This is a genomic window from Streptomyces sp. ST2-7A, assembly GCF_021390475.1.
GTDB lineage: Bacteria > Actinomycetota > Actinomycetes > Streptomycetales > Streptomycetaceae > Streptomyces.
In genome coordinates this window covers 357,283-368,714 of record NZ_JAJUWS010000001.1, presented here as the reverse complement: position 1 = coordinate 368,714, position 11,432 = coordinate 357,283, and the positions used below count along the sequence as shown (strand labels likewise).

Annotated in this window: 11 protein-coding genes; 8 read left to right on the top strand and 3 right to left on the bottom strand. The window is 74.3% G+C overall.

The features are described 5' to 3' along the window. The first annotated feature begins 326 nt into the window (after positions 1-326). The 5 genes from LZF96_RS01705 (at position 327) to LZF96_RS01685 (ending at position 4,125) form a co-directional block, all read left to right on the top strand. Entirely contained in the window at positions 327-866 is a 540-nt protein-coding gene (locus LZF96_RS01705) for a GNAT family N-acetyltransferase (protein ID WP_233864910.1), read from the top strand. A 164-nt stretch (positions 867-1,030) separates the two neighbouring features. Continuing rightward, positions 1,031-1,354, top strand: coding sequence for a DUF4229 domain-containing protein (locus LZF96_RS01700; protein ID WP_308294122.1), 324 nt, complete (start codon positions 1,031-1,033; stop codon positions 1,352-1,354). 390 nt (positions 1,355-1,744) lie between these two features. Next, positions 1,745-1,888: a hypothetical protein gene (locus LZF96_RS01695; protein ID WP_233864909.1), complete on the top strand. Its 144-nt coding sequence runs from the start codon at positions 1,745-1,747 to the stop codon at positions 1,886-1,888. A gap of 402 nt (positions 1,889-2,290) precedes the next feature. Continuing rightward, complete coding sequence (locus LZF96_RS01690) at positions 2,291-3,616, top strand: dicarboxylate/amino acid:cation symporter (protein WP_233864972.1); 1,326 nt, start codon at positions 2,291-2,293, stop codon at positions 3,614-3,616. Positions 3,617-3,819: 203 nt separating this feature from the next. After that, complete coding sequence (locus LZF96_RS01685) at positions 3,820-4,125, top strand: hypothetical protein (RefSeq protein WP_233864907.1); 306 nt, start codon at positions 3,820-3,822, stop codon at positions 4,123-4,125. Between the two features lie 382 nt (positions 4,126-4,507). Here LZF96_RS01685 and LZF96_RS01680 read toward each other — a convergent pair whose 3' ends face one another. Then, complete coding sequence (locus LZF96_RS01680; protein ID WP_143622759.1) at positions 4,508-4,711, bottom strand: cold-shock protein; 204 nt, start codon at positions 4,709-4,711, stop codon at positions 4,508-4,510. A gap of 239 nt (positions 4,712-4,950) precedes the next feature. On the opposite strand from LZF96_RS01680, the gene LZF96_RS01675 reads away from it, so the two are divergent. The 3 genes from LZF96_RS01675 to mqnC all read left to right on the top strand — a co-directional run bounded on the left by LZF96_RS01675 (position 4,951) and on the right by mqnC (position 9,383). After that, positions 4,951-5,832 carry a menaquinone biosynthetic enzyme MqnA/MqnD family protein gene (locus tag LZF96_RS01675; RefSeq protein WP_233864905.1) on the top strand — a complete coding sequence of 294 codons (882 nt, stop codon included), beginning with the start codon at positions 4,951-4,953 and terminating at the stop codon, positions 5,830-5,832. A 113-nt stretch (positions 5,833-5,945) separates the two neighbouring features. After that, positions 5,946-8,087 carry a serine/threonine-protein kinase gene (locus tag LZF96_RS26350; RefSeq protein ID WP_267940270.1) on the top strand — a complete coding sequence of 714 codons (2,142 nt, stop codon included), beginning with the start codon at positions 5,946-5,948 and terminating at the stop codon, positions 8,085-8,087. 99 nt (positions 8,088-8,186) lie between these two features. Continuing rightward, positions 8,187-9,383 (top strand): cyclic dehypoxanthinyl futalosine synthase, encoded by a 1,197-nt coding sequence (gene mqnC, locus LZF96_RS01665; RefSeq protein ID WP_233864903.1) that lies wholly within the window; start codon positions 8,187-8,189, stop codon positions 9,381-9,383. 163 nt (positions 9,384-9,546) lie between these two features. On the opposite strand, the gene LZF96_RS01660 is transcribed toward mqnC, so the two are convergent. Beyond that, positions 9,547-10,392 carry a sigma-70 family RNA polymerase sigma factor gene (locus LZF96_RS01660; protein ID WP_374203053.1) on the bottom strand — a complete coding sequence of 282 codons (846 nt, stop codon included), beginning with the start codon at positions 10,390-10,392 and terminating at the stop codon, positions 9,547-9,549. A 209-nt stretch (positions 10,393-10,601) separates the two neighbouring features. Continuing rightward, positions 10,602-11,336, bottom strand: coding sequence for a hypothetical protein (locus LZF96_RS01655; protein ID WP_233864900.1), 735 nt, complete (start codon positions 11,334-11,336; stop codon positions 10,602-10,604). Between the last annotated feature and the right edge of the window lie 96 nt (positions 11,337-11,432).

Here is an 11,432-nt window from a genome sequence, read left to right as displayed (position 1 = left end):
CCCACGCCCGGGTGTCACGGGCGTGGGTGGTCGCTCCCCGGTGGTGCCGGGTTGTCGTGGTGCCGGGGTGCCGCCGACCTCCGGTGACGGCGGGCTACCGGAGCCCCGGGTCCGCCCCGGAAGGATGGCGCCCGCGCCCGGGATCCGTCCCGCCGGGGCAGGGGCGCCGGGAGACCCGGTTGGCGTGACGCCCTGACGGGCGGGCCCCGTGAGGCCCGATCGCCGGGACGCCCGGACCCCGGCGTCCGGGTCCCGGCATCCGGCCCCCGGCGTCCGGTGGGCGGAATCCCCCCGGCCCCGCGCGGGGCCGGGGCTAGGGTCGCGCCATGAATGTGCAGTATGAAACGACCACCGTTCTCCCCCCGGAGGACGCCGAGGGGCTGCGGCGGCTGTGGGCGGAGGTCACCAACGCGGGTGGTGCCGTCGGGCTGGTGCCTCCCGTGACGCCGGCGGATGTCACCCCGCTCCTCGAGGAGCACGAGCGGCAGCTCGCCGACGGTGCGGCGGAGCTGGTGCTGGGCCGTGCCGCGCCGGTGGACGGGGAGGACACGGGGCGCCCGATCGCGGTGGCCTTCCTGCGCTTCAACACCCATGCGCTCATGCGGCACTGGGCGTGGGCCTACCGCGTGATGCTCCACCCCGACCTGTGGGGTCGGGGCGAGGGTCGTCGACTGATGGCGGCCGTCGCCGACCGGGCGGGGGAACTCGGTCTGCACGGCATCCGCCTGACCTGCCGCAACGGCCAGGGACTGGAAGCGTTCTACGAGGCGTGCGGCTACAAGGAGATCGGCCGGGCGCCGGCGGCCATCCGGGTGGCGGAGGGCGAGTACCGGGACGAGACCACGCTCTGGTTGCCGCTGCGGTGACCCACGGCGGAGCGGATGACCGCAGTCGGTGGGGCGCCCGCGAAACGGGCGAAGCGGTGCATACGCGGGGGTCGGTGTCGAACCGCTCGGGCCGAATGCTTCACTGGAGGGGACCGGAGAGAGGACATCCCCTCCGGACGACCCGGAAAGGCAGTGACCCAGCCGTGACCCGCCCCCAGCACGCGATGCTCCGTTACACCGCACTGCGCCTCGGTATCTTCGCCGCCTGTCTGGTCGTGGTCGCCGGGCTCTCATGGGTGGGTCTGATCCCCGCCGGGATCGGCGAGTCCCAGCCGTTCTGGCTGGTGGCCCTCGCCATCCTGATCTCCGCCCCGATCAGCTACGTCGTGCTGCGCCGCCACCGGGAGGCGATGTCGGAGCAGGTCATCGACGGCGTCGGCCGGGCGAAACAGCGCCTGCGGGCCAACCAGACGATGGAGGACGGCCCGGAGGACCGGCCCCGTGACGTTCCCGCCACCCGGGGCTGAACCGACCACCGGCCCCCCTCGGACGTTCCCGCCGCCCCGCCGCCCCGCCGCCCCCGACGGTCCCGTCGGGGGCGGCGGGGCGGCGTGGTCCGTGTCGCCGTACCCGGCTGTACGGGCGACCGTCGCGCACGGGCCGGTTGTGGCGTGAATCACCCCGGGCTCGGGAATCGTGTACCCGTCAACCCGGTTGTGCACCGGTGTCCGCGACGGACACCGGCCCCACCGGACCCCGACACGGTTTCCGTCGGCCCGGCCCGGCCCGGCCGTCCGCGGCCCGGTCCCGGTGGTGAGCCGACCGTCGGACCGCGGGGCCTCGGGAGTGCCACGAGGCGCCGTGCGGGAACGCCGAACGGGAACGAGCAGGACCGTGGAGGAAGAGGGAGGAACCGCGTGAGCGTCGTGATCGGCACGCCCCGGTGGGGCGCCCGCCTTCCCGTCGCCCCCCTCGCACCGGTGCCGGCCCCCCTGCTCCTGGTGTCCCGTCGACACATCGACTACTGCCGCCGTCGCTCGACGGCGTGTTCCCGGGGCTGAGGCGCCTCTTTCCGGATCCATCCGGGCCCCATCGCGCCCGGAACCCCGGCCGCCACGGTGTTCCGTCGTGCTCCTCCGTGCCCACCGCCTCTCCCGAACGGGTGCCCTCGCACGCCCGCCCCCGAGTCCGCGTGTCCCGACCCACAACGGGTCGGTACCGCCCTCCCGGCCGTCCGCCGCCCACCGTCGGTGTCCGTGCCGGGATCCTTCCGCGCCCGGTGTCCACCTCCCTCCCCCGGAGGGAGGTGGACACCGGGCACCGAACACCCACCGCTCGTCTCTCCCGATCGGAGTCCACGCGTGTCCGCGACCCCGGAACCCCCCGATGCCCCGACCACCGGGAAGTCCCCCGCCCCCGCCCCCGCGGCGCCGGCCGGCGCCGCGCGCCGGCGCCCGGTCGGCCTGCCGCCGTTCTGGGCACAGATCCTCATCGGCCTCGTCGCCGGTGTGTTCCTCGGCTGGATCGCCCGCACCTGGCAGGTGGAGTGGCTGGGCACCACGCTGTCCGAGATCGGCCGGATCTTCGTCCAACTGCTGCGCCTGGCGGTCGGCCCGTTGGTGCTGCTGGCCATCGCGGTCTCGATCACCAACCTCCGCCACGTCTCCAACGCCGCCCGGCTGGCCGGCCGGACCCTGCTGTGGTTCCTGATCACCTCGCTGATCGCGGTCGCCATCGGTCTGACCATCGGCCTGCTGACCAATCCCGGGGCCGGGACCGGTCTGACCCCGGCCGACGGCGCCGCACCGGAGAACTCCGGCTCCTGGCTGGACTTCCTCACCGGCGTCATCCCCACCGACGTGATCACGCCCTTCACCGAACTGAGGGTGTTGCAGATCGTCTTCCTCGGCGTGGTCCTCGGCATCGCCGCGCTCTCCCTCGGTGAGCGGGCCGCTCCGGCCGTCCGGTTCGGCGAGGCGCTGCTGGCCGTGGTGCAGAAGGCCCTGTGGTGGATCATCCGGCTCGCCCCGCTGGGCACCCTCGGCCTGATCGGCCGGGCCATCAACGAGTACGGCTGGGACCTGCTCGGGCAGTACGCCGTCTTCACCGTGGACGTCTACGTCGGCTCCCTGCTGGTGATGTTCGGCGTCTACCCGTTGCTGCTGCGGGTCTTCGCCGGGGTGAGCCCCACGCGCTTCTTCCGGGGCGCCTGGCCCGCCCTCCAACTCGCCTTCGTCTCCCGTTCCTCGGTCGGCACCATGCCGGTGACCCAGCGGGTCACCGAGCGGCTGGGCGTGCCCCGCGAGTACGCGAGCTTCGCGGTGCCCTTCGGCGCCACGACCAAGATGGACGGCTGCGCCGCGATCTACCCGGCGCTGGCGGCGATCTTCGTCGCGGAGATCTTCGGCATCGACCTCGGTCCGCAGGAGTACCTGCTGATCGTCTTCGTCTCGGTGATCGGCTCCGCCGCCACGGCCGGCCTGACCGGCGCGACGGTGATGACCACCCTGACCCTCTCCACCCTGGGGCTGCCGTTGGAGGGCGTCGGTCTGCTGCTGGCGATCGACCCGATCCTGGACATGATCCGCACGGCGGCGAACGTCGCCGGCCAGGCGGCGGTGCCGGTCATCGTCTCCTCCCGGGAGGGGATCCTGGACCGGGAGGCGTACGACACGGCCACCTCCTTCGATCCCTCGGAATCGATGGAATCGACGGGACCGGCGGAGCCGGCGCCGGCCGGCACCGGGGCCCCGGAGGGTGAGCGGGTGGCCCCGGAACCCGCCCGCTGATCCCGCCCCGCCGGCGTGGGCGCCCCGGCGTGGGCGCCCGCGCCGGATGTCCCGTCGGGCGGGGCATACCGGACAGGTGTGTGCCTACCATCGGAAGTGACGCATGTCATCGCCCGGGATGCCGGCGGGTGTCGGTGGCCGTCACCGACCGTCCGTCCCCGTCCCGGGCCGGACCGGGGATCCACCTTTCCGGGAGGCCATCCATGACCACCGCGACACCCCACCGCGAGCACACCGATCACGCCCACGAGCACGGGCCCGGCTGCGGACACCAACCGGTGCCGCACGGCGACCACCTCGACTTCGCCCACGACGGCCACCTGCACCGTGAGCACGACGGCCACTGGGACGAGTGCGAGCCCGCCGGCCACGCCGAGCACGTCCATCACGACGATCACCGGCACGGTGAGGGGTGCGGCCACGAGGCCGTGCGCCATGGTGATCACCTGGACTACCTGCACCACGGCCACCGCCACGCCGCGCACGGTGAGCACTGGGACTGTCACTGAGCGGTCCCGGCGTCTCGGGGGACGACGGGAAGAGGGCCATCCGAAAAGCGGATGGAATTCCCGAATGTTCACCCCGCCCGAATGCCGCCCCCGCCGTGTCGAGGGGCCCGGGGATTCGTGGAAACGAGCTCCGGGCCCGAACACGTTCGGGCTTTTCGGGCCGGTTTCTCCCATCCGTTCCGATGGATCCCCGGAAGCCGTTCCGCGTCCCTTCCGCGAAACCGGCGGAACGGAGGCGGAACCCGCCGGGAACATCCGGGGAACGGTCTCCGTCCTCCGGGCCGGCGAAACCCGTGGGGAAACCCCGGGGTGAAAAGGAGGGAACCCCCGCCGATGGCGGGGGTTCCCGGGGTACCGAAGCGGGCGATCAACCCGCATGGAGTCAGCTGGGGCTGACGTTCTCCGCCTGCGGACCCTTCGGGCCCTGCGTGACGTCGAAGGTCACCTGCTGGTTCTCCTCGAGCGAGCGGAAGCCGCTCGCGTTGATCGCGGAGTAGTGAACGAAGACGTCGGGACCGCCGCCGTCCTGGGCGATGAAGCCGAAGCCCTTTTCGGCGTTGAACCACTTGACGGTTCCGGTAGCCATGCAAGCCCTCCTTGGGCCCTCCGGGGTCGCCCTGCTCCAGAACCTTCTATGAAGCCTGAAAATGACGAAAGCCCGCGGTCACATGCTCCGCAGGCTCGTGCTGCAAGGGAAACCAAACTGCAACTTGAGATGAGCCTAGCACGCTGTGTGTACCCGGGGAAGAGGTGAGATCGCCTCCGGACGAGACGCCCCACACCCACCACTCCGGTACCCACGGATGCAGGCGTACCCTCGCAAGCGTGTCCTCACACCTCCCTTCTCGTCCCCGCGTGGGACACATCCAGTTCCTCAACTGCCTGCCGTTGTACTGGGGACTGGCCCGCACCGGTTATCTCCTCGATCTGGAGTTGACCAAGGACACGCCGGAAAAGCTCAGCGAGCGGCTGGTGCGCGGTGATCTGGACATCGGTCCGGTGACTCTCGTGGAATACCTGCGTCATGCCGAGGAGTTGGTCGCGCTGCCCGACATAGCGGTCGGCTGCGACGGCCCGGTGATGTCCTGTGTGATCGTCTCCCAGCGTCCGCTCGACCGGCTCGACGGGGCGCGTGTGGCGCTCGGCTCCACCTCGCGCACCTCCGTGAGCCTCGCCCGTTTGTTGCTCACCGAGCGCTTCGGGGTGACACCGGACTACTACACCTGCCCGCCCGACCTGGGCACGATGATGCAGGAGGCCGAGGCCGCCGTCCTGATCGGCGACGCAGCCCTGCGGGCCTCCCTGCACGACGCCCCACGCCTCGGGCTGGAGGTCCACGACCTGGGCCGGATGTGGCAGGAGTGGACCGGGCTGCCGTTCGTCTTCGCGCTGTGGGCGGTGCGCCGCGACTACCTGGCCCGGGAGCCCGAAACCACCCGGGCCGTCCACCGGGCCTTCATCGCCTCCCGCGACCTCTCCCTCACCGAGGTGGGCAAGGTGGCCGAGCAGGCCGCCCGCTGGGAGGCCTTCGACGCAGAGGCCCTGGAGCGGTACTTCACCACCCTCGACTTCCGCCTCGGCGAACGCCAACTCGAGGGCATCGCCGAGTTCGCGCGCCGCACCGGGCAACCGGCCGGGGAACGGATCGCGCTCCTGGACGCCGACGGCCCCGACGCGCCCCCGACCGTCGAGGGCACCGGGGCGTAGGCCGGCCCGTGCCCCGGACCGGTTCCGTTCGGGAACCCGGGGACCCCTGATACTGGGGCGCGTCGGGACGGCGCCGGGGAGAGCCCCGGCGGAGCGGGAGAGGGGGACGCGGCATGGAGCCGCTGGCGGCGGGGGATCCCCGATGGTTGGGTGGGTACCGCCTGCTGCGCCGGCTGGGCAGTGGGGGCATGGGCGTCGTCTACCTGGGACGCAATCCCGGTGGTCGGACGGTGGCGGTCAAGGCCGTGCACGCCCGCTTCGCCCGTGACCCCTCCTTCCGGGCCCGCTTCGCCCGCGAGGTGGCCGCCGCCCGCCGGGTCGGCGGGACCTGGACCGCGCCCGTCCTGGACGCCGACCCCGGCGCCGAGGTGCCCTGGGTCGCCACCGGCTACGTCGCCGGGCCCGATCTCCAGCGCACCGTGGACGCGGCGGGCCCGCTCCCGCCGCACTCCGTGCGCGCCCTGGGCGCCGGCACCGCCGAGGCGCTGGCCGCCGTCCACGACCTGGGACTGGTGCACCGCGACATCAAGCCCTCCAACGTACTGCTGACCCTGGACGGTCCCCGGCTGATCGACTTCGGCATCGCCCGGGCCCTCGACGTCGGCACCGACGTCGAGGGCGGGGCGATCACCGACACCGGCATGTCCATCGGATCACCGGGCTACATGTCCCCCGAGCAGATCCTCGGTGAGGAGGTGGGCCCCGCCACCGACGTCTTCGCGCTGGGCGCCGTCCTCGCGCTGGCCTCCGGGGGTCGGCCGCCGTTCCTCGCGGACGGGGCGGCCCAACTGCTCTACCGGATGGTGCACGGTGAACCGGACCTGGACGCCGTCCCCGGGGAGCTGCGCGAGCCGGTGGAACGCTGCCTCTCCAAGGACCCGGCGGACCGGCCGGACCCCACCGACCTGGCCCGGGAGCTGTCCGACGGCCGGGGCGCGGCGGTGTTGGTGCGCGAGGGCTGGCTGCCGCACGCCGTCGTCGAGGGGGTCAGCCGCCGGGCGGTGCTGCTGCTGAACCTGGAGGCGGGCACCGACGGCGCCGGTCTGCGCCTCGACGCCGGGGACGGCGGTACGACCGCGGGGGTCGCGGGGGTCGATACGGCGGATACGGCCGGTACGACGGAGGTCTCCGGGACGACCGACGCCGCCGATGCCACCCCGGCCCGGTCGGCGCCGTCCGGGGACGCGCCGGAGCTGTCCCCGGGGGCCGGCGACCCGGACACCACGGACACCGAGCCGGGCGCCGACGCGCTCCCGGAACCCTCGGCCACCCCGCCGTACCCGACGCCCTCCCCGTCGTCGCCGTCGCCGCCCTCCCCATCACCGTCGCCGTCGTCCGCCGAACCGGCGCCGACCCCGCCGTACCCGACGCCCTCCCCGTCGTCGCCGTCGCCGTCGTCCGCCGAACCGGCGCCGACCCCGCCGTACCCGATGCCCCCGCCCCCCGGTTTCGGCCCGCCGGTCGTCGCCCCGCGACCCACCGGCTTCTTCGGCCCGCCCCCGACCGGCCCCCACCCCGGCGGCCCGGGCGGCACGACGGGGCATCACCCCGGGCCGGGCCCGTTCCCGCACCCCACACCGGGGCCGTCCCCCTCCGGGGGAACCGGAACCCCCGGCGACACCCCGCCGCGCCGCCGGCTGCCGATCGTCCTCGCGGTGGTGGCGGCGGCGGTGGTCGCCCCGGGCATCATCGGCGCGCTGTTCCTCGGGTCGGACGGCTCCGAGGAGGCCGGCGGGTCGGGCGGGCCCACCGCACCCGCCGTCTCCGGCACCCCGACCGATCCGGCGGGGCCCGGGCCCGACCCGGCGGGTGACACCGGTGGAACCGGCGCCTCCCCCGGCGCGGATCCGGACCCCGGCCCCGGCACGGACCCCGGTCCCGGGGAGGGGGACCCCCTGCCCGCCGACTGGCTCGGCACCTGGGAGGGCGAGGTCACCGTGCTCGGCGGGATCCCGTCCGGCAGTGTGGAGATCGTGCTGGAGGCCGGCGGCGTCGGCGACCGGGTGGGCACCATGACGCACACCCCGCTGATCGGCTCGAGCATCTGCACCGACGTGCTGACCCTCGCCTCCGTCGACGAGGAGGCCGGCGAGCTGCGGTTCGACGCCGAACTCGACGAGGAGAACTCCGGCTCCCCCGGCGTCTGCGCCACCGGCGTCTTCGAGACCGTGCTCGACGCGCTGGGCGGCGGGGTCGCCGAGTTCCGAACCGTGCACCTCGACGCCTCCCACGAGGGCGTCGTCCGGCTCCGCTGACCACCGCGTACGCTGGAGCCGACCCCGGCACCGGGTGTCGCGGACCGGGGCCGGGCCCCGGGGCGGCCGGTGCCCCACCTCGCCGAAGGGACGCCTTCCATGGCCCGCAGCCCCGAGCTCCAGCCGGTCCTCGACCGTGCCGCCGAGGGCGGCCGGATCACCCCCGGGGAGGCGCTGGAGCTGTACCGGCACGCGCCGCTGCACGCGCTGGGCTCCGCCGCCGACGCCGTGCGCCGCCGCCGCTACGCGGGCAGCGAGCACATCGCGACGTACATCATCGAGCGGAACATCAACTACACCAACGCCTGTGTGACGGCCTGCAAATTCTGTGCCTTCTACGCCCCGCCCAAGAGCGAGGACGTGTGGGTGCGGGACCTGTCGGACATCCTGCGGCGCTGTGAGGAGACCGTCCTGCTCGGCGGCACCCAGATCATGTTCCAGGGCGGCCACCACCCCGACTTCGGCGTGGAGTACTACGAGCGGCACTTCTCCGCGATCAAGGAGGCGTTCCCGCAGCTGGTGATCCACTCGCTGGGGGCCTCCGAGGTCGACCACATGGCGCGTATCTCCGGAGTCGGTCCCGAGGAGGCGATCCGCCGGTTGAAGGAGGCGGGTCTGGACTCCTTCGCGGGCGCCGGTGCCGAGCTGCTGCCCGAGCGTCCCCGCACCGCCATCGCGCCGCTGAAGGAGTCCGGCGAGCGCTGGCTGGAGATCATGGAGAGCGCCCACCGACTGGGTGTGGAGTCCACCACGACCATGCTGATGGGCACCGGTGAGACCAACGCCGAGCGGATCGAGCACCTGCGGATGATCCGCGACGTGCAGGACCGCACCGGCGGTTTCCGCGCGTTCATCCCGTACACCTACCAGCCGCAGAACAACAAGCTGCGCGGTCGCACACAGGCGACGATCTTCGAGTACCTGCGGATCATCGCCGTGGCGCGGCTCTTCCTGGACAACGTCGCGCACATCCAGGGCTCGTGGCTGACCACCGGCAAGGAGGTCGGCCAGCTGTCGCTGCACTACGGCGCCGACGACCTGGGCTCGGTGATGCTGGAGGAGAACGTGGTCTCCTCGGCCGGGGCGAAGCACCGCTCCAACCGGCTGGAACTGCTGCACCTGATCCGCGCCGCCGGGCGGGTGCCCGCGCAGCGCTCGACCACCTACGAGCACCTGGTGGTGCACGAGGACCCGGCGCAGGACCCGACGGACGACAAGGTGGTCTCGCACCTCTCCTCGACCGCGATCGAGGGCGGCAGCGCCCACCCGGAGCTGAAGCTGCTCGACGCCTCCTGAGCCGGCCCGCCACCGCGCCCGCACCGACCGCCCCCGGGCTCCCCTTGAGTTCCGGTGGTCGTTGCGACACCCCGGCTCAAGGGGTGCGATGGGCCTCGGGATCCGGGAGAATTGGGGGCGTCGTCGTCCCCGGCGCCGCCGGATTCGACCCGTACCGCGCCGCTCACCCCGCGCCGGGCGGGGCGCCGCCCGTCCAAGCGGCCGGGGTCGCGACCGGGGAGTGGGCCAGGGTCTGCATCAGGTCGGCCCGGGCCCGGGCCACCCGGGAGCGGACGGTGCCGATCGGGCAGCCGAGCACCCGTGCCGCCTCCGCGTAGGGCAGGCCGAGCACGCGGGTGAGCACGAACGCCTCCTGCCGTTCGACGGGCAGCCGGTCCACCAACTCCCGCAGCGCCACGCCCTCGTCGAAGCCCGGTACCCCGCGCGGCCGGGCCCGTTCGGCGACCATCCGCCAGTCCTCGGTCGCCGCGACCACGGGCCGGCGGGCGGCGGAGCGGTAACGGTCCACCACCGTGCGGCGGGCGATGGACAGCAGCCAGGAACGGGCGCAGGAACGCCCCGCGTAGGAGGGCAGACCGCGCAGCGCCCGCAGGTAGGTCTCCTGGGTGAGGTCGTCGGCGGCCCCGGTGTCGCCGGCCAGGTGGGCGGTGAAACGCCAGACGTCCTTCCGGGTGGCGCGGACGAAGGCGTCCAGGGCCTCCCGGTCACCCCGACCGGCGGCGAGGGCGAGGGCGGTGACGGCGGCGTCCCGCTCGCCGTGCGTGCCTCGGCGCGCCCCGGTGTCGCCGGCGGGCGGTCCATCGGCCACGGTGGCCGGGACGGCGCTCGGGGTCTGGAGGGTGGTGCCGACGGGGCCGGCCCCGTCGGTCGGACGAGGCCGGGGACCCGGCGGGAGCGGAAGGGGAACGCCCTTCCGGCCGCCGGTCGTGGCCGGCCGGGGGAACCGGGTGGAGGGGGCGGGGGAGCCGACCGGCCGGCGCGCCGTCGGGGCGGGGGTGGTCGTGGACATCGTGGATGATCCTTCGCGGTCGTCGACCCCGGTGCGCGGCGCCCGTCCGGGCGGGCCGGTGCCCGGATCCGAGGTGGCCGCACCGATCCCGTTGGGGCGGTGGGCGGCCGCCGTTCGCCGGCGCGGACGCGGGGGTCGATGGTCGGTGTTCCCCGGTCGGCGCGGTCGACCGGGTCCTCGCCCGGCGCGCGGCGCGCACGGGCGGTGTCTCAGCACACCGGGAGCGAAGGGGGTCCCCGCCGGGAGAGGGCGTGGCGCAGCAGGACGGCGGGGGCGGGCACGAACCCGGTACCGGTCGGGGTGCCCGTGCCGGGACGCCGTGCCGGGGCGTTCCCGTGGACGCGGGCCCGCGCGACCAGACGCAGGGGTTCGGCCAGCAGCGCCGCCCCGGCGCGCAGCGCGCCGAACAGGGCGGTCTCGCCGCGCCACAGCCACAGGGCGCAGAGCAGGGCCGCGACGGCGTGCGCGGTGACCATGCCGGGGGTCCAGCCGTGGCCGAGGGCCGTGGCCCCGGCCTCCGCGGCGGCGTGCGCGTACCCGTCGCCGGTGTCCGGCGGAACCCCGCCGGCCCCGACCCCGGCCCGGTCCACACGGTCGATGTGACCGTGGTGCCCGAGGTGGCCGGGGGAGTGCGCGGCGGTCCCGGCCGCGCCCCCCGGAACGACCCCGGGCCGGTGCGGACCGGCCGGCAGCAGTGTGAACAGCGTGTGCAGCGCGATCTGCGCGGTCACCGTGGCGGCCGCGATCACCCGGCCGCCGAGCTCCCGCCCGGTCGCCGGCAGCGCGCACAGCGTCAGGCCGACCAGGACGGCGAGCAGCGGACCGGCCGCGACGCCGTGTCCGGACATCAGGACGTGTCCACCGGCGGTCGTCACCGTGCACACGGCCGCGAAGAACGCGGCGCGCGCGAGGCGGAGGGCCGGACCGGGGGACATGGCGCTCATGGTGGCAGCGGGCCGGAGCGGGTGAAACGGTGGGGTACGGATTTGCGCGGGTGGTGACAAGAAATCGGCCGGGAAGTCGGCCCGGGTCATCGGGTA

Bases quoted from the DNA above. Each gene is read 5' to 3' on its own strand.
- mqnC (WP_233864903.1), top strand. From the start codon at position 8,187: ATGGCCCGCAGCCCCGAGCTCCAGCCGGTCCTCGACCGTGCCGCCGAG.
- LZF96_RS01705 (WP_233864910.1), top strand. From the start codon at position 327: ATGAATGTGCAGTATGAAACGACCACCGTTCTCCCCCCGGAGGACGCC.
- LZF96_RS26350 (WP_267940270.1), top strand. From the start codon at position 5,946: ATGGAGCCGCTGGCGGCGGGGGATCCCCGATGGTTGGGTGGGTACCGC.
- LZF96_RS01660 (WP_374203053.1), bottom strand. From the start codon at position 10,392: ATGTCCACGACCACCCCCGCCCCGACGGCGCGCCGGCCGGTCGGCTCC.
- LZF96_RS01685 (WP_233864907.1), top strand. From the start codon at position 3,820: ATGACCACCGCGACACCCCACCGCGAGCACACCGATCACGCCCACGAG.
- LZF96_RS01680 (WP_143622759.1), bottom strand. From the start codon at position 4,711: ATGGCTACCGGAACCGTCAAGTGGTTCAACGCCGAAAAGGGCTTCGGC.
- LZF96_RS01655 (WP_233864900.1), bottom strand. From the start codon at position 11,336: ATGAGCGCCATGTCCCCCGGTCCGGCCCTCCGCCTCGCGCGCGCCGCG.